Source organism: Marisediminitalea aggregata, assembly GCF_900129565.1.
GTDB lineage: Bacteria > Pseudomonadota > Gammaproteobacteria > Enterobacterales > Alteromonadaceae > Alteromonas > Alteromonas aggregata.
This window is the reverse complement of record NZ_FQWD01000002.1, coordinates 577,540-595,418: the sequence shown is the minus strand read 5'-3', so window position 1 is coordinate 595,418 and position 17,879 is coordinate 577,540. Positions and strand designations below refer to the sequence as shown.

13 protein-coding genes are annotated in these 17,879 nt (G+C 42.9%); 5 read left to right on the top strand and 8 right to left on the bottom strand.

What is annotated here, in order from left to right; all coding sequences use genetic code 11:
* Nucleotides 1–18: 18 nt before the first annotated feature.
* Nucleotides 19–984 carry an inovirus-type Gp2 protein gene (locus tag BUB81_RS06730; protein WP_073320173.1) on the top strand — a complete coding sequence of 322 codons (966 nt, stop codon included), beginning with the start codon at nucleotides 19–21 and terminating at the stop codon, nucleotides 982–984.
* A 285-nt stretch (nucleotides 985–1,269) separates the two neighbouring features.
* Here BUB81_RS06730 and BUB81_RS06725 read toward each other — a convergent pair whose 3' ends face one another.
* Nucleotides 1,270–1,965 (bottom strand): hypothetical protein, encoded by a 696-nt coding sequence (locus tag BUB81_RS06725; RefSeq protein ID WP_073321034.1) that lies wholly within the window; start codon nucleotides 1,963–1,965, stop codon nucleotides 1,270–1,272.
* Nucleotides 1,966–2,211: 246 nt separating this feature from the next.
* Between BUB81_RS06725 and BUB81_RS06720 the strand changes: the two genes are divergently transcribed.
* Nucleotides 2,212–2,409, top strand: a complete 198-nt coding sequence (locus BUB81_RS06720; RefSeq protein ID WP_073320170.1) for a hypothetical protein — start codon at nucleotides 2,212–2,214, stop codon at nucleotides 2,407–2,409.
* A 41-nt stretch (nucleotides 2,410–2,450) separates the two neighbouring features.
* On the opposite strand, the gene BUB81_RS06715 is transcribed toward BUB81_RS06720, so the two are convergent.
* Nucleotides 2,451–3,236, bottom strand: coding sequence for a hypothetical protein (locus tag BUB81_RS06715; RefSeq protein WP_073320166.1), 786 nt, complete (start codon nucleotides 3,234–3,236; stop codon nucleotides 2,451–2,453).
* A gap of 224 nt (nucleotides 3,237–3,460) precedes the next feature.
* Here BUB81_RS06715 and BUB81_RS06710 point away from each other — a divergent pair, with 224 nt between their 5' ends.
* Nucleotides 3,461–4,006 (top strand): recombinase family protein, encoded by a 546-nt coding sequence (locus tag BUB81_RS06710; protein ID WP_073320163.1) that lies wholly within the window; start codon nucleotides 3,461–3,463, stop codon nucleotides 4,004–4,006.
* Nucleotides 4,007–4,072: 66 nt separating this feature from the next.
* Here BUB81_RS06710 and BUB81_RS06705 read toward each other — a convergent pair whose 3' ends face one another.
* The 3 genes from BUB81_RS06705 to BUB81_RS06695 all read right to left on the bottom strand — a co-directional run bounded on the left by BUB81_RS06705 (nucleotide 4,073) and on the right by BUB81_RS06695 (nucleotide 8,064).
* Nucleotides 4,073–5,686 carry a hypothetical protein gene (locus BUB81_RS06705; RefSeq protein WP_073320160.1) on the bottom strand — a complete coding sequence of 538 codons (1,614 nt, stop codon included), beginning with the start codon at nucleotides 5,684–5,686 and terminating at the stop codon, nucleotides 4,073–4,075.
* A complete protein-coding gene (locus tag BUB81_RS06700) occupies nucleotides 5,676–6,701 on the bottom strand; it encodes a hypothetical protein (RefSeq protein WP_073320157.1) in 1,026 nt (341 codons plus the stop codon). Before BUB81_RS06700 ends, BUB81_RS06705 begins: the two co-directional genes overlap by 11 nt.
* A gap of 244 nt (nucleotides 6,702–6,945) precedes the next feature.
* Nucleotides 6,946–8,064, bottom strand: coding sequence for an HD-GYP domain-containing protein (locus tag BUB81_RS06695; RefSeq protein WP_073320154.1), 1,119 nt, complete (start codon nucleotides 8,062–8,064; stop codon nucleotides 6,946–6,948).
* Nucleotides 8,065–8,331: 267 nt separating this feature from the next.
* Between BUB81_RS06695 and BUB81_RS06690 the strand changes: the two genes are divergently transcribed.
* Together BUB81_RS06690 and BUB81_RS06685 are read left to right on the top strand one after the other, a co-directional pair.
* Nucleotides 8,332–10,671 carry a TonB-dependent receptor gene (locus BUB81_RS06690; protein WP_073320151.1) on the top strand — a complete coding sequence of 780 codons (2,340 nt, stop codon included), beginning with the start codon at nucleotides 8,332–8,334 and terminating at the stop codon, nucleotides 10,669–10,671.
* Between the two features lie 323 nt (nucleotides 10,672–10,994).
* On the top strand, nucleotides 10,995–12,626 hold the full coding sequence (locus tag BUB81_RS06685) for a methyl-accepting chemotaxis protein (RefSeq protein ID WP_084526286.1): 1,632 nt from the start codon (nucleotides 10,995–10,997) through the stop codon (nucleotides 12,624–12,626).
* Nucleotides 12,627–12,668: 42 nt separating this feature from the next.
* Here the strand turns inward: BUB81_RS06685 and BUB81_RS06680 are convergent, their stop codons facing one another.
* The 3 genes from BUB81_RS06680 to BUB81_RS06670 all read right to left on the bottom strand — a co-directional run bounded on the left by BUB81_RS06680 (nucleotide 12,669) and on the right by BUB81_RS06670 (nucleotide 17,576).
* A complete protein-coding gene (locus tag BUB81_RS06680; RefSeq protein ID WP_139241521.1) occupies nucleotides 12,669–13,397 on the bottom strand; it encodes a queuosine precursor transporter in 729 nt (242 codons plus the stop codon).
* Between the two features lie 115 nt (nucleotides 13,398–13,512).
* Nucleotides 13,513–16,374 (bottom strand): hybrid sensor histidine kinase/response regulator, encoded by a 2,862-nt coding sequence (locus tag BUB81_RS06675; RefSeq protein ID WP_073320145.1) that lies wholly within the window; start codon nucleotides 16,372–16,374, stop codon nucleotides 13,513–13,515.
* Entirely contained in the window at nucleotides 16,374–17,576 is a 1,203-nt protein-coding gene (locus BUB81_RS06670) for an ABC transporter substrate-binding protein (protein WP_245819129.1), read from the bottom strand. The genes BUB81_RS06675 and BUB81_RS06670 overlap by 1 nt, the downstream gene beginning before the upstream one ends.
* Nucleotides 17,577–17,879 lie beyond the last annotated feature (303 nt).

Genomic DNA, 17,879 nt, shown 5'->3' with positions numbered 1-17,879 from the left:
TACAAGGAGGTTACTAAATTGGCATTTACTAAAAAAACATCAAGCGCTGCTGTTAATGAAGCACAACGCAAAGCACTAAACCAATTCCACACTACCGACAACGCAGAATGGTTAACCCATTACAAAGGCTTTAGATTACAAATTCCAGAAGAGTCTCAAGATAACATTGAACGTGGTAACCACGAAGAGCCTATCTTAGACAACATATTTAAAGTGATAAAGTTTGTGTGTTCTAGACACAACGAAGTCACTGTACTTAGGTTTGATTATTACCCTGCTGATTCTGGCATTAGTATCACAAACCTTCTTCAACCTATTGTTCGCAGGTTGAAAAAGGAACGTTGGAACAACGGAATTAGAACAATTAAGAAAACTGAAGGTGAATCGATATACAGAGATCTTCAATATCTCTGGGTAAGAGAAAAGGGTAAATCACGCTTAGGTAAGGGAATCCACTTTCATTGTTTTATGGCTTTTAGAAAAGTAGACCGTATGACAATCAAACAGTTATATAACAACTTCAGGGATATAGTTGCCATAACACTATCATGTAAAGATGAAAGTGATATTGATACATCGAAGAAAAAAGTTGTAAATCCTTACGTAGCTATTAAAGGATTCTTCGTTCTGGAACGAAAAGGTTTTACTGTTGAATCACAAGAACAACAACGTATATGCATTGAACGTTTGATTGCTGATGATAAGGGTTGTAACTATCTAAATATCAATGCAATCATAACTCGTAAGCATATCCAATTCCCAATTGGTGGTTATTTAGACGAGTGCATCTACGCATTAAGCTATTTGAGTAAAGTTGTCACTAAAGAACATTTGCCTAAAGGTCAAAAGAAACACGGTAGGTCTGAATTGAAAGACATACCTGATTTATCAGAAGCAAGAATAAAACAAATTGCTGCTGGTGTTGAAGAAGTAGAACAAGCATTTAAGAATTTTGAGTCTAGAGAGGTAAAGAGCGATCTATAGTTTGATTTCAGCTCTAATTTCTCCTGTAAGGCTCTATGTTGCCATTTATCTTTGTTGGTAACCCTAACCTACAGGGTGTTGGTTAAGTGCTCTTAAAATCGCATACAGACCCATATAGGGTTGTTGGTTATTTGCTTACCAAACTACTTCGTATCAGCAGGATAACAACAACCCTAAAATAAATTGCCAATATGGTTATTAGTTTTATTAATCAATATGTTACTTTTTTAATTTTGACTAATTAATACAGCTTTTTGCTAATTATTGGCAAAGAAAAATCAACCACTATGTTTCTGAGTCATCAGATGAGGAAAGCAAGTCCATTGGAGTGTCTGATGGTAATTCTTCAGCCCTTGATTGAGTTCTCCATATAATGTCCGATATCTCTTTAATTCTCTTTACGAAAGGTTTAGCGTCTTTGCCCAATTTGCCAATAGCAACTCCCGCATCACCAATTAGGCCCCAAAACCGGTCAAGATCTGGCATCTTTTTATGCAATTCAGATTGAAGTTTTTCTAATCGACTCAGTAATCTTGTTTTATGGTTTTCGTCAAAATAATCTGAAGAAGTTACATGATCACGAAGTTGATTAATAAGCTCTTGAATCCTCTTTAAATCTCCTTCAGAAAACTCATATGAAAATGAATTTCCTAATAGCGCTGAATATTTTTCGGTAAGGTGCGCGGTTTTAATAGAGATAAGCTTCTTTGAAATATCGACCTTTAGATTTTTGAAGTAGACTATAAGATTGTCTAATATTTTCTCCTGATGCTCATTCAGATTAGGGGAGTATCTCCTAATTTCAGGAAGGTGTTCAATCAACCCATTTGAAATCGCATAGGCTTCTAAAAAGAAATCTATATTGTTTAATTCCGAATTCGGTGGAATATCATCCCAGAAATCTAGAGTTTTATCAGTTACTTTGCTCAGCGCAAGTAAAGGATCTTTCGGTAGACTATCGATATACTCTTTTGTGAACATGAGCTCTCCGTTCTTTATTACTTCTTGGTTAGTGTCCATTAATCTTAAGCAGTTCTGTTGCACGAAGAACATTGGTACAAACTGTCAGTGAATAGACTGAAAACAACAGTCTACATCTGAATGTACGTCAGATTCTACTTATGGCAAGCTGAATCTATCTATTAGAACTAGTATTTGATACAGGTGTATTTACCCAAACCATAATTAATAATTACTCCGTCCACTTGATTTTATGGAACTAACTACATGTCCTTCTTAACAATCGAATACTCCTCTCAGGAAGCCCACAGAGCGATTCAGGAAGCAAATGCACGTATGGAGCAAGTAGAGGTGCTACTGAGTAACTTATTGGCTCTCAGGCACCCTGAAGATGATAAATTCATCATTCCTTTTGATGATGTAATAGTGTCTTTGGAAACGGCAGTTAAGCAACTCAGAATCTAACTAATTAATTATGAATTTCACTAAACAATTTTGATTATATCTCATTCAATTTGAATGGGCTTAAACTCGACTTGCTCTAGCGTTAATCCAATTCCTTCTATATCTTTAATCTGACCAGCAACCCACATAGGACTTAATTTGTCCATAGTTTTTAATCTTGTTATATCTAAACCTTCTTTAAGTACCGCAGTAATACTATGCATTGTCCTATCACCGTTAAGGTTTAAGATTTGCTGATTATTCGAGCTGTAGTAATTTTCATATGTACATATCCATTGAACTTTAAGTCCGACATAATTTTCTCGCTTGGATGTACGCTCATAAGGCTTTGCAGAATCAATATCTTCTCCAATCTCCCCCCAAGTTGGATGAATGGTGTATTCCTCTATGTCAAACGGCGGAGGTGTAGTTACTTTTGCGATGATGTCAAGGTGTGGGAACAATTCTTGAATGAAATTTGGGCGTTCAGAAGTCCTCTCCGGAATGTTTACTTCACTCAACTGAGATGGGTTACTGTATTCATTTAGCCTCTCTACTAATAACAAAATTTTGGAATCTAACTCTTCTACCTTGGACTCAAGCTTACTATTTTCAATTTGTTCTGAATCATTTGCTGAGCGTTTTAGGCCAAAAATAGAATAAAACAAAGCAATAATACACGCTGCCAATTCAACCAGAAAGGCGGTTACTAATAACTCACGTTCATTTTGCGTTGGAGAACCAAAACCAAGAAAAACAGAGGCTAAAGTGCCAAATACAGCTAGCAAAAAAGGAATTAGGAAAGACCAGAATAGTATCCACTTCATTCTTTCGTTGGTTGAGTTCATAGTATGGGTTCTACTATCTATTTGATTTTGATTTACATTCTCAATTTTATGATCTCATTGCAATATAAATATAAACACGTCTTGCTTAACGCAAAAATGTGCTTGGTATCTTATCTCAATAGGCTATACCCATACGATACAGTAACAAAGTGTCTCATTAGGGTTGAATATGAGATAAAAAACACATATTCTCTCAAGGGTCTAAACCCAAATGAGATTGAACTATGACTATTTTTGGATATTGTCGCGTTAGTACGCTAGATCAAGATACATCAATGCAGGAACAAGCTATGCGTAAAGCTTATCCTGATATCGTTATTCGTCATGAGAAAAAAAGTGGAACTTCTGTAGACACAAGGGATGTACTGTCCCTCATGCTCGATATGATAAATGATGGTGATAAGCTGGTGGTGTGGAAACTTGATAGGTTAGGTAGAAACCTAAAAGACCTGCTAGACATTGTTGAAACAATAAAAGATAAGAATGCTTCACTAGAGATACTTGACCAGAAGATCGATACATCTACAGCATCAGGTAATGCATTTCTTCAAATGCTTGGTGTATTTGCTGAGTTTGAAACTAATCTGCGTAAAGAAAGACAGTTGGCAGGTATAGCAAAAGTTAAACAGGAGCGCCCAGAAGCCTATCAGGGGCGTAAAAAGACTACAGATGAGGAAGCAGTAAGGTCATTGCTAAAAGACGGCTACAGGCCTACTGAAGTGGCTAAAAAGCTAGGTATAAGCAGAGCTACTGTATATCGATACCGTTGATATTTTGAAATTATCAGCTTTTTCTATAGGGCTGATATTTTATGCTTAAAACCCAGACATTATCTCTTACTCATCAATCAAAATATTAAATTCCTTTAATATTTCAATAAATCTTCCACTGACATTTTGAGACAAAATTTTAAAAGGTTCTATCTGACTAAAATCTATTGCAAGGACGTCTTTGTAACTTTGATAACGACCAGCCTCGTTATACTCTTCCTTTTTAAGTGTTGATGTAATTATTACCTGATTATCAATGCGCTCAAAAATTTCTAACATTTTAATTTCTTTTTCAGTAGATAACTCTCTGTCTCTGAAAGAGTCAATAACAATTGGTAGTCCATGCCCTGTCAGTTTTGCTACTGCAAGGGTTTTTGAAAAATAAAACTCTTGCTCGCTGCTTCCAGAGTAATTCTCATTTCTTTTTGTGAATAAATCTCTAAAGGTCAGCTTTCCAATTGGATCAACTAATTTATAAATTCTATTCATTTCTTCAATTAGTGAATTCATGAATGAATTTTGCTTCTCTTTGACTTCAATATTGAAATTTTTATTTTTCTCAAGTATTGATTCTTTGCTACGTAATTCCTCTTGCAGGGATTTTATTTCCTTATCAAGTTTCCCTGACTCGACCACCTCACCTTTAAACAAAAAATAATCTCTAGCTTCTGGTGTTGAGTCCTCTAAAAGCTCGTCGACCTTTTGCTTATTTTCTTCAATATCAGATTCAACCCTTTCTAACTCTTCGATAATGATGTTGGTGTCATTTTCAATCGATTTAATTATCGAATCTCTAACTCCTTTATTACTAATATCGAATGAAATGTTTCTAACTTTGTAGTTGATATTAAGACTGCCACAGTCTAAGCATTGGACTTTACCGAGGTCTAAATTTCTGTTTAGTGATTTAAGTTCTTTTATTAAGTTTGTGTTATTTGTTTTTTGCCTTAAAAATTTATTTCTTTCTTTCGTGAGTTCAGAAGTTTCTTTATTTGTTTTCTCAATCTGTTCTTCTAATATTGTGAAGGAGTTTCTGCTCATGGACAGTTTAACATTTTCCAATATTTTGCTATTTTTGTCTAACCTTTCAATTTCTTTGTTCAGCTTTTTAATCTTTTCTTTTATTCCGCTTATTTCAGAGGTTAGTTTGTTTCTATCATCTGAGTTTCCTTCAATTCCGTAGATGCCTACTACAGAATAAAGAAGGTTTACGAAATCAGACTTAGAATAGAATCCTGTGTTAAAGATTGTAGATGTATTTCTTTTATCTTGGCCGACGAAATTTAATTGGTGGAATAGCTCAAGATCTGGCTTCTTTATTCTATCTTTATGAAGTATTTCAGGTAACGGGTATATATTTTCACTAAAAAATAACTTAAATTCTGCCTGTGAGCTAAAGAATCGAAAGGCACCATCTGCTATAGTACAAAAGGTATTTTCCTTTCTAATTATTTCTATTGTCTTTTTATTGGTTTTGACTACTACGTAATGATAATATTCTTTATAGTTAAAGCTTTCGGGAAATATTGGGTTGTTTCCAAGTGAAAAAAATAATGATTGCAAGCAAATAGTTTTGCCTTTATTATTGTCATCACTAAAGATTATATTTAAATTTTCTTTTAGTTCATCTAGGATGAATGCTTCCTTGCTGTTTCCGAATCCAAATTTTTTAATTATCATGTTGGGACAAGCCGTCTTTGATTATTGATATTAAGTACAGTGTTGAGTCTTGATCCATAAAATAACATTTATCTATTGTGTTAGGTTTTATATTGTTTAGAATTTCTATTATATTTGCCTTTTCATCTTCATAAATGGCTAAGTGTATTTCCTCGAATAATTTCCAAAAGTATTTCTCGTTTGATTTGTCAAAATATGATCTGAATATTTTAGATTTAACATCCCTGATGTATGTACTTTGATCGAAATCTTCATTTGCGAGTTTAAGAGTGAACAACCAGTTAAACAAGCTTGAGGGTATGCCACTGACGTCCGTAAATGAAAAACCAACCATTCTATTAAGAATAAATGTTTGTAGTTCGTGATAGGTTAGGTGTCTATCTAACATCAATGCATCTTCTGGAGCACTAAGTATCTTACCTTCAATGCTGCTATTTTTTTTTGAAGATTGAGTGTGTTTAATTTCTTTGAATACTTCTTGAAAATAAGACTCTTTAATTTTTTTGCTGACATTAAATTGTGAAAGCTTTTCGATGTAATAACCGTCATCTTGGACAGCCTCTACAAACAAAACTTTATCTAGGAATGAACTTATTTTATTTTTTTTGCTGTCTGATACTTTGCTACTTAGCCCTTGTTTTATTTTGTTAATATATTCAATTTTGAAATTATTCAATCCATATTCTTTTAAATCTTTATGAATGTACATTCGATTGAGGGTAGGCATGAAAAATAGATATTCTTTAAATTTATTTGAGAATGAAGAGGTATAATTTTCAAATAAAGTGAGAAGGTATTCTCCTATCTTCCTAGGTCTTAGGTTTTTCTCATTTTTAGCTTGTACATCCCATATATTGTAGGACTCACATAAACCGGATACATCGTTAAAACAATCTATTGAGTATGCATGTATGATATCAGAGGACTGATGTTGACTTGCGAGATAAAGAAGTGCCTTAGTTTCCATTGTGCTGGCTTTATCATTATTAGCTTCTGTTTTTATTACTTTGTACACCGTAAGTCATCCATGTTTAAGCGTAATTTAAGCTTATCATTTTATGTAAACTAGGCTAACTGTTTATAAATACAGTTTTTTTAGAAGTTAGAGAATGAGTAAGTTATTTCTCTTGTCACACAAAGTACGACTTAGAGTGTCACACAAAAGTGATTGAAATAACTTAACTTATTGATATGCTATAGTCTCAATTAATCGACACACGGCTTACGGCCATCTCCGACTTTTCTTTGAGGATCGCAGTTTAGGAATCGTTGTATTCTTTTACGATGAAGCGGGCATCGTTCATTGATGACGCTAACGCATTCACGCAGTTTTCATCCAGTTTGCCCAAATCTACCATCTTTCGTAATTCAGCTAACGCATCGGGAATTGACCAGGGCTTTTTATAAGGTCGCTCGTGAGTGAGAGCGTCAAAAATGTCGGCGACTGTAACAATACGCGCTTCCACCGGCACTTCGTCGCCCTTTACACCTTTGGGGTATCCAGAGCCGTCCATATACTCGTGGTGACATGCAATGATGTTGCGCATAATTCGCGCGGTTTTTAAGTCGAGCAGGCCGAAATTTTCGAGTATTTGATCTGCAATAGTTACCCCTTTGGTGACGTGAGCCTGCATGATCTGACGTTCTTCGTCAGTCAGTTTGCCTTTCTTTAACAAAATGGCGTCAGGGATCCCGATTTTGCCGATATCGTGTAGCGGCGCAAACAGGTAAATATGCTCAATTATCTCGTCATTCAGGCCATATTTTGCAGGCATATTTTGTGCAATCAGTTTACTGAATTCCGCCATACGTGTCAGGTGCATACCGGTTTCAAAATCCCGCAACCCTGCGACATTGCGTATGGCAGAAGCAGTAGCAATGAGCAAGCGGGCGGTGGCGACTTCGCAGGAAACGACTTCTGCAATTTGGTTACATTTAACCAGTAATTGTCGTTGTGTTTGTTCTGAAAATGCATTGGACTTGTCACTGTCCAGAAAAAGAAAACCAATTAATCGGTTGTGATGGTAAATAGGGACGGTAAATGAACTCACATACCCTTGGTCTAACAACCAGTCGGAATGTTCCGTGCCGGGTTTAATCTCGAGTTGGACGTTGTCAATTACCCGGCATTCCTGATGCTCAGCCAGTGCATTTAAAGAAGGTACTTCGCTCAACTTTGCCTGATACGCCGTGATGGCATGACCATCCCGGGTGCTGTGAATGAAGGTTTTCAGGTAGTCCGTTTTCTCCTCGTATAGCGCACAGGCAACCCGGATGATATGTGTGTGGTCACGGAGAATCGCATCATGAAATTCATGAAGCTTTGCAGTAAGGGTCTCCGAGTCTGAGTCTACGTGAACCGATTGATAGGTGATCATCGTCGTTGTTTTATTTCCACTTTAGTTTAAGGCTAGTAAAAATCAGACGAATCTCCACTTCATTTTGTTTCTTTTTCCCTATTTTTTTTAAGGTTAATTCTCCACAAGCTTTAAATTAACAATAACTTTACAAATTCAAGCGATAACACAATGAATTAACTGTCATTATTCCTTCACCGAATGGTCAAGTTTCGTTCATGGATTTGTCATTCTGCGGCTCTAGCCTATCGCGCCATCACTATTCAAATAATAGCTAAAGGAACACACATGAACACCACAATGATGCCTAAGCGTTCGTTACTGGCACTGGCAGTAATCAGCGCATTTTCTGTTACCACTAGCACTGCCGTGCAGGCAGATGACGCTGCCGTAGAGGTGCCGGACGAAATCGAAGAAGTGACGGTTATCGGTCGTAGCGTGTCCTACGCAAATAACGCCACTGATGAGCCTATGCTGAAACAGCAGACCAGCCTGACCAGCGTGTTGGCAGCGGTAGACAACCTGCCTGGTGTACTGATTAACGAAGGTGACACCTTCGGTTCAGATGACTGGTCTACGAGTATTTCTATCCGTGGTTTTCAGGTTGATTTAAGCCAGCAGCAAATTGGTATTACGGTAGATGGCATTGCCAACGGTAACTCTAACTACGGCGGGGGCGCAAAAGCCAATCGCTACATCGACACCGAAAACCTGCGTGCGGTTGAGGTATCTCAGGGTACGGCGGATGTGGCATCACGCTCGAACGAAGCACTTGGCGGAACACTGAACTTCACGACCATAAACCCGGGTATGGATGAACAGCTGGTAGTAAGTGCAACAACCGGCGACTTTGGTGCGCAAAAGACATATGTACGACTGGAAACGGGCGAAATCGCGCCAAACACCTATGCGTGGATGAGCTTGTCGTCACAGAATAACAACGACTGGATGGACGAAGTTGGCGAAGCCAATCGCGATCACTATGCGGCAAAGATTGTCAGCTACCTGGACGATATGGACATCACGGCGTATCTGTCTTATGACGACAGCCATGAAGATAACTATCAGCGTATCTATGGTTTGAGCCAGTTCGAGCAAAACCCGGAATGGGATCAACTAACCTCTGACTGGTCGGGTATTCCGTATATCGACCAGTCATACCGCCGCGGTTGGTCTACCTTGCGTGAAAACTGGTTCGCTTATCTGGAAGCAAACATGACGTTCGGCGATGTAGAAGTCAAAGCCAACGCCTATTACCACGACAACAAAGGTCGCGGCGACTGGATCCCACCTTACATTGTGGATGTAACGGACGATGGTACAAATGGCCATTCTGAACTGGTTCACGGCAACACGGCGATGGGCGGCTCAGTGCTCGGGCAAATCTTTTTTGTCGATGCCAATGGTATGGCACTCACGCCGGAAGAGGGATGTGCCAGCTCTCTGACCTTTCCATACGGCGGTGGCGGCGCAGAATATGATCCGGCTTGTTACCCGGATAATGCAATTCCGGTGAGTTCGTATCGCCATACCAACTATAAAAAACAACGTGCGGGTATCAACGTTGATGCGGTATGGACAACTATGATTGGCGATATGCAAAACACCTTGCGCGGTGGTATGTGGTATGAAGACTACAACCGTGAAGAAACCCGCAGCTGGCAAAAAATCATCGACTCAAAAGTCAGTTATGAGTTTGATCACGTGCCTTACTGGATCCAGTACAGCCGTGAATTCCCGGTAGAAACCCTGATGTTCTATGTCGAAGACGAACTGGATTTCAACGTAGCGAAAGTTCGCCTAGGTGCTAAGCAATTCAATGTAGATGTTGAAAAGAAAGACCGCTTTGACAGCGCGAATAACCTGGCTGTTTCTTCAGACTCAGACGTCCTGCTGTCGGCTGGTGTGGTAGCGCCGCTGCCTGTTGAGGGCGTAGAAGTCTTCGCCGGCTACGCAGAAAACTACGCGGCCATTAAAGATGTTGTGCTGGAGCGTGACGACGCCGACTTAAGCAAAGTCGAGCCAGAAACCGCAGAAAACATCGATGTAGGTATTCGCTATGCCATGCCGGGCCTGAATGCCAGCCTGACCTACTACAGCATTAGCTTTGAAAACCGTATCCGTTTTGTTAGCAACGAAGACGTGAGCGGCATTGATTTCCTTGAATCAGTTGCGGGTGGTTATATCAATGACGGTGGTATTGAGTCAGACGGTATTGAACTGGCTGTGGATTATCAGGTCACCGAATCCTTTGGTGTTTACGTGTCTTACACCCATAACAGCTCTGAGTATACCGATGAGGGATCAGAAGGGGTGCAGGTTATCGGTACGCCGGAAGACATGGCAGTCATCAGCCTCGACTATCAGCGCGATATCTACAGTGCGGGCCTGTCTACCAAGTACGTGGGTGATCGTTCTGCCGGGTCGTTTACTGTTGATGCTTATTCAGTGAGTGATTTCTATCTGGGCGCGACGCTGGAACAACCAGTATCCGGCATTGAACAAATTGACGTTCGTCTGACCATTAACAACCTGATGGACGAAAGCTACCTGGGCACAATTGCTACAGGTGCTGCCTGGATTGGTGCACCTCGCACTACTGCAATTAATTTCAACGCTACGTTTTAATTAAGTCCTGCTGAGTGAGCGCTGCTATTGCAAAATAGCGGCGCTTTTTTTTGCGTCAGCAGCGCATATTTATCTTTGTTAGCAACATTTTGTGCAAGGTCGAACACGCCTGCTATTCCTCGTATTACGCCCGTGCTGCCTGGTCATCATTCACATTCCACGCTCAAAACAGATACGCACAATCCGATTAAAAACGCCTTGATATAGTGAAGGTTTTTTATTTATAAAGTTCTATTTATGTATATTTTTTTATAAAAATTTCTGGTAATGGGAATTATTTTCATGTAGGTTCAGCGTTCATAAGTTATTGAATTTATGTAGTTATGCTTGCAACATCCTGGTCTGTAAGGACTCGTCTACTCGTTATACTGTTATTGTCGTTGCTAGCAATGCTGGCACTGGAAACCGTTAATTTACGCAGCCAATATCGTGATGCGGTACAACACCAAAAGCAGCACTTGCAGCGTTTGGTGGATGCTGCCACAAGTCAGGTTCACTATTTCTATCAACGCGCCGAGCAGGGCATACTTACTGAAGCGCAGGCACGCGAGCAGGCGCTGGAAGTGCTCAATGCGCAGCAGTTTGGTAAGGATGGCTATTTCTTTGTATTGAATCAGTCCGTCGACATGATTGGGCATGGTCAGCAGCCTGCCGTAAGGGGTAAAAATTTTGCCAATGCGGTAAGTGAAGACGGCGTTACCGTGTTTTCCAATATGTCTGCTTTGGTCACTACGGGGCAGTCCGAGGGCGCCTTTTTTGAGTATCAGTGGCGCGCAGCCGGTGAGTCTGTTGCCGAAGACAAAATCAGTTATGTAAAGGCCTTTGCCCCCTGGGGATGGGTCGTTGGTTCCGGCGTGTATCTGGCCGATATTCACAGTGCGGTAAAACAGGATCTCATCTACAGTCTTGGAGGCGTTGCAATCATTGGTTCGCTTTTATTGCTGATTGCTTTGTGGCTGGTGCGCTCAATTGTGGTTCCGCTGCACGAAATCGAAGCGGTTATTGATGACATGGCAGCTGCAAACCTGTCACACCGGGTAACGTATCAGGCCGACAACGAGCTCGGGAGGATGGGTAAAGCGGTGAATACCATGCTCGATAATATGGTGTCACTAATTCAACAGTTGTCATCGTCGGCAACACAATTGCACGGCAGCGCTCAGCAATTGTCCGCCGCTTCGTTACAGTCGCACAAGGGCAGTACCGATCAGGTCAATGTTACCCACCAAATGCACACCGGCGTTGAAAGCCTGCTGGCGACCATAGACGCTATATGTAAGCAAAGTGCCGAAACAACCACGCTGGGCGATACTGTTAATGAGCGGGTCCACGAAAGTCGCACTGAATTGGACGCGTCTGAGTCTATGGTAGGGGCGCTGTCTGGCGTGGTGGGCAACACCGCTTCACGGTTGCGATCATTGGAAAAAGACACCGCGCAAATTGCCGAGGTCTTGGTTGAAATAGAGAGTATTTCCGAGCAAACCAACCTGCTGGCGTTAAATGCGGCCATTGAAGCAGCCAGAGCCGGTGAATCTGGTCGCGGTTTTGCGGTGGTTGCCGATGAAGTTCGCAAGCTAGCCTCACGTACCCGAACCTCTACAGACGTGGTACGTCAGGCCATTGAGCGGTTGCAGTCCAGTGTGGACAGTTCTGTTAAGGCTATGGAACAAAGCGAATCACAGGCTGAAAAAGCCCGCGCCCTCACAGAGCACGCTGTATCGGTACTGGCCGGTACGGCCGCAGATATGCACAGCGTGCATGCCATGACAGAAGATATTTCACAGACCACCGAAGAACAAACGGTGGTTGCCGGCGATATCGACGCGCATGTTAAACACATTATGTCGGTAACCAGTGAAGTGAATGAAGCTACTGAGATGGTTGCCGCCAACGCCGAACAGCTTAGTCAGTTGGCTGAAACCTTACACGGGCAAATTCAGCGCTTTCAATTGTAATAAAGGACTACCCCTGCCCGGCGTAAACGGGTGGAGTAGCTTTTATTTAATTGAAAAGGGCGTGAAGTTAGTGTGCTCGTCATACACATCTACCCCTTCGGCACGTTTTAATACCGCTATGACTTTGTAAGTGACCGGCGTGAGCAGCACTTCCCACAATACTTTTAACGCGTAATTGGTGAGCATTACGGTAAGAATAAGCTCTGGTGTCCAGATACCCCAAAACGCGATGGGGTAAAACACCGCTGAGTCTACAGCCTGACCGACAATGGTTGAACCAATGGTGCGTTGATACAGCGCCTTGCCTTTGGACATGACTTTCATTTTTGCCATCACAAAGGCATTGGCAAACTCGCCCAGCCAGATAGCCAGTACTGACGCCAGCACAATACGCGGGGCCTGACCAAAATTCATAGCAAAGCTGTCCTGACGCGTGATGCCGCCGACATCTGAATTCCATCCTGACGCGGGTGGCATCTCGGTAATAAACCAGGCCATAAAAGCGGCAAATGCTGCTGCGAAGAATCCCGCCCAAATTGCCCGGCGCGCGCGTTGATAGCCGTACACTTCGGTAAGCACATCGCCTAATACATAAGACAGTGGGAAGAAAATGACCCCGGCACCGAATGTAAAGCCTGCTATTTCTGCAACCTTGCCCGCACCTATGATGTTAGAGCAGACAATTAAAATGCAGGTAGCGGCCAACATAAAGTCGAAGAAGCGGAAATGCCGGGTTGAAGTATCAGTTACCTTATTGAGCGATGCGTCCATAATCTCAGTGTGAAAAAATATATAAAAGAATACCGATAACGGCAATGGGATGATTTAGATCACTCTCAGTGTTACACAGGTCAGTGCCGGACACCAGATCCAGCTGTCACCAAGATTATTCAGCGTGGGCAATGTGAAACCACTGCCACACTTTCTGACGCAATTCTGATTCGTTAAACGGTTTACTGATGTAGTCGTTCATGCCTGCGGCAATACAGGTATCACGGTCACCTTTCATGGCATTGGCGGTCAGGGCAATGATGGGGGTTTGCTGGTAACGCTCTCCGGCTTCACCGGCGCGGATCCGGCGGGTTGCTTCATAGCCATCCATTACAGGCATCTGACAGTCCATCAGGATCAGGTCGAAATGGGCTTTCGCGCCTTGCAGTGCTTCCAGAGCTTGTTGGCCGTTGGTCGTTACCATAACCCGGCAGTCGCTCAGGTGTTCACGAGCCACTACCTGGTTAATGTTATTGTCTTCTACTAACAAAATCAGTGGCTTGCTGTTGCTCTTGGCAAATGACTCGACGGCATCAGTTTCACTGCTTGCGGTTGTTTGTATCCTGGCTTCCAGCGGCGGATACAGCAGTATGTGAAACTTAAATTTACTGCCCTGGCCTTTCTTGCTGCTGACCTCAATATCGCCGCCCATCAGTTGTATCAATTGTTTACTGATGGCCAGCCCCAGTCCGGTACCACCAAACTGACGGGTCGTAGATTCATCTTCCTGGCTAAACAGGGAAAAGATATTGTCGAGTTTGCTTGCATCGATGCCTACACCGGTATCGGATACTTCACAATCAAAGCGATAGTGATCGTCGGCGCGTTCTATCGATGCGTTGACTGAGACTTTTCCTTCGCTGGTAAACTTCACCGCATTGCTCAGCAAGTTGCTGATGATCTGACGAATGCGAACAGTGTCACCACTGACCCATGTTTCGCTCAATGAACAATGTAATTCAACCGGGATCCCTTTGGACTCACCTTCAAACGCATAATGCTCAATGGTTTCGTTTAGCAATGCCTCCAGGTTGAAATCATGCCGTTCTACCAGCAATTTGCCGGCTTCAATTTTCGAGAAATCTAAAATATCGTTGATAATGTGCAACAGGTCTTTGGTACTCTGGCGTGCCATGCGCACATAGTTTTGTTGTGCTTCATCCAGGTTACCGTTGTTCAACAGGCCCAACATGCCATAGATACCATTAATGGGCGTGCGAATTTCGTGGCTCATACTGGCCAGGAAACGGGATTTGAGCTGGGTAGACTCCTCGGCCCGAAGTTTAGCTTCTTCCAAATAGCGGGATGTTTGTTCCTGCAGTGTCACATCCTGCTGAATACCGATGAAGTGTGAGACCGAGCCATCGCGCTGCTGAATAGGAGACAGCGTGAGTTGATTGTAAAACTCAGAACCGTCTTTGCGGTAGTTAAGCAGGGTAATTTCTACGCCTTTTCCGGCTTGCAGCGCTTCTGATATTTGCTGAACGTGTTCCGGGTTAGTATTCGGGCCTTGCAGTAATCGGCAGTTCTTGCCAATCACTTCGGCCTTCCGGTAACCCGTAAGTTTTTCAAATGCGCTGTTTACGTAAATAAGCGGGTTGTCGGGCTGAGTAACGTCGGAAATGACTATACTCACTGTCGCTTCGTTCATTGCCCGGGTGCGAATAAGCACGTCTTTTTCCAGAATAACCCGCTGGGTAATGTTCTCGCCTACTAGAATATGCCCAATGAATTCGCCCTCAGTGTTTAGCATAGGGCTGGCATTCCAGCTAACGTGCAAGGTTTCACCAGACGGTTTTTGGTAGCTCAGTTGTAGTTTCTTGTCGGTGCGTATTGCCAGGTGAAGCACGTTTTCAATAATGTCATCCAGTGATTGCTGATAATGCTCCAGAAAGTGGGTGAACGCCGAGTTAGACAGCAGTCGCTGATTATCGTTATTGACGACCATTAACATCTCTTCCATCGAGTTAATGATATTGCTGAACCGGTTGTTCGACAGTGACAGGTCGTTAACGCTGTCGATGAGTTGTTCGAAGGCGTGGCGTATTTGCGACATTTCCAGGGTAGGCTCCTGGCGGATCTCGCTGTTGCCCTGAGTATTGTCGATTTGGTGTTCGAGGTTTTCGTGTAGACGTTGCAAAGTCAGTGAAGACAAGTTCGCGGCGGCTCTGACGCTATAAAGACTGGTTAAGATAATTGAGACTACCGCAAGTGCCAGGATGGGAATGAGCCAGAAGATGTTGTTGTAGGCATCTATAACCGGCTCGAAGCTAACCAGACGAAAGTTTTCCCACTTTGTATTGGCAATGTACTGTGCATCTAAATCCAGGGTATCGAATTCCGTGCCGACCGGAAACTGCTTGGGACGACTGGAATACAACACCTTTCCTTCTTCGCCAATCACAAGCTGCGTAGCCACGTTCGGGCGATCACTCACTACCCAGTGCAATGAGTCGACATACAGTGCCAGCGCACCCTCGGCCATGCCGTTTATCATAACAGGGGCGGCAATAAATACGCCGTCATCATTTACCGAGGTATAGGTGTCTGCATCACTGAGTACTTGCTGCTGCCAGGCTTTCAGGTAGTGCTTAGGGACCCGCTCGTCCCAGTTTTTAAACAACAACCGCTCACCCGAGAAATTGAACAACGCCAGACTTAAGTTGCGATCTCCGGTAATTTGCAGGGACTGGATAAACAGAGGCAGATAATACTGTTGGTATTCTACGTCGATTAGCCCGTTAACCAGTAAGTCGTTGTTTGCGATATTCGACAGTTCGGTGCGGGTTAAATCAATACTTCGCTCAATACTGTCGGTCAGGTCGTCAAGGTAACCTTGGTGTACTTCTGCTATGTGGCGGTTCGCGGTGAAAAATACCGTTGAAAAAATCAGTATTGTGAATACCACCAGAATGGCCGCCAGCTTGGGCAGCATTATGCGTTGAAGATATTGCCTGAGCGATGGCAAACGCGGCATCAATTATCCTCGGTAAAAGGCACTAAATGTCCAAGCGCGTTGTAGTATGACATAAAGTAGTCATCGGCAAACAGCGCATCGTGGCGAGTAGGACTAAACGGCGGCGCATAGTGTTTTATCAACCCCTTGTGCTCTGTCATTTTTTCCAACGCCATGCGTATTTCGTCTGAATTCAGCGAGCCGGCCTGTTCTGTGGCTTTTGCCAGAATATGAACTAAATCATAAGCATGGGCCAGCCCTACGACACCCAGAATACTATCTGGTTGAGCATGAGCGTCAAACCGTTCGCGATAAGCATTAAATACGCGTCGTTCAACTGCACCATCGGGGTTACGTTCAAAACTGAAGGTTTGTAAAACCGCAAAGTCTAACTGATTCAACGTGGCAAGCCCCAGTTTGGCCACAAAATCGCCGCCAGCAATGCCCCAGTGCGAGATCATGGGGATGGGCGTACTTTGTTGCAGCATGGTATTGGCAATCACCACTCCCTCAGGTGCATTAACCACCAAAAATAATGCCTCTGCTTCGCTTTCCATTATTGCATCCATTTCCTGTTGAAAGGACTCCTGCCGCCAGTTAACCCATTGCACCGTGGTGATGGTAATGCCATAAGCCTGACTGTGTTGCTCCAGAGACGCTAGGTTAGAGCGGCCCCAGCCAGTGCGCTCCAATGCTAACGCGATCCGGGTTATACCGCGTGACGCTGCATGGCGCAGCATCACTTTGGCGGCTTCTGTGTCGCGAACAGAAATGCGAAAAACAAAGTTGGGCGAATACTCGTTGTCGATAATACTGGTGCCCGCCGCCCAAGGGCCGAGATACAATAATTTGTGTTCATGAATCAGCGGGAGCTCTGCCAGAGCAACGGGGGTGTGAACCCCACCTAGCACTGCCAGTAAGTTGGGGTTTTTGGCAAATTGCTCAATGTTTTTTACGCCCCGTGCCGGGTTACCGCGGTGGTCGCTGATTTCCAGCACGACTTTGCGACCCAAAATCCCGCCATTGGCATTGATTTCATCCACCGCCAGCAACGCGCCGCGTTTAATCGCCTGACCACCTTCAATGGCAACAGAGCTCATATCTGCATCCAGGCCAATAACGACAGGCTGGGCAGCAAAAACAGAAGACACTGCACAACAGGCTATAACACATGTTTTAAACATCAAATGCGTAACGCTAAGCAGTGACAGTCGACTCTTCACAGCAAGTCTCCTTTTGGCTGGTGGGTTATCAACCGATAACAGATACGTGGGTTAAGCATAACAAACAATCCGGTTTCGGGGATAAGCCCATTTCAAATTGCTTCCAACAATGCGCTTAAACATACTCGTTGGCACAGTAATTGTTAAGTAATTGTATAGGGTTATAGTCGATTTCTGCGTAGAAATAAAAAAACAGCGTTGTTTTTAGACGCTGAAAAGGATACTGAACTATCCGGTAACGATTGCATCAGAAACGTGAGAGGCGTATTCATCGGGTTAACCCGGGAAAACGTACTATGATTA

Excerpts from the sequence above, each read along its gene's own strand:
- BUB81_RS06715 (WP_073320166.1), bottom strand. The coding sequence starts at position 3,236 with ATGAACTCAACCAACGAAAGAATGAAGTGGATACTATTCTGGTCTTTC.
- BUB81_RS06685 (WP_084526286.1), top strand. The coding sequence starts at position 10,995 with ATGCTTGCAACATCCTGGTCTGTAAGGACTCGTCTACTCGTTATACTG.
- BUB81_RS06695 (WP_073320154.1), bottom strand. The coding sequence starts at position 8,064 with ATGATCACCTATCAATCGGTTCACGTAGACTCAGACTCGGAGACCCTT.
- BUB81_RS06725 (WP_073321034.1), bottom strand. The coding sequence starts at position 1,965 with ATGTTCACAAAAGAGTATATCGATAGTCTACCGAAAGATCCTTTACTT.
- BUB81_RS06680 (WP_139241521.1), bottom strand. The coding sequence starts at position 13,397 with ATGGACGCATCGCTCAATAAGGTAACTGATACTTCAACCCGGCATTTC.
- BUB81_RS06720 (WP_073320170.1), top strand. The coding sequence starts at position 2,212 with ATGTCCTTCTTAACAATCGAATACTCCTCTCAGGAAGCCCACAGAGCG.
- BUB81_RS06705 (WP_073320160.1), bottom strand. The coding sequence starts at position 5,686 with ATGATAATTAAAAAATTTGGATTCGGAAACAGCAAGGAAGCATTCATC.
- BUB81_RS06690 (WP_073320151.1), top strand. The coding sequence starts at position 8,332 with ATGAACACCACAATGATGCCTAAGCGTTCGTTACTGGCACTGGCAGTA.
- BUB81_RS06675 (WP_073320145.1), bottom strand. The coding sequence starts at position 16,374 with ATGCCGCGTTTGCCATCGCTCAGGCAATATCTTCAACGCATAATGCTG.
- BUB81_RS06710 (WP_073320163.1), top strand. The coding sequence starts at position 3,461 with ATGACTATTTTTGGATATTGTCGCGTTAGTACGCTAGATCAAGATACA.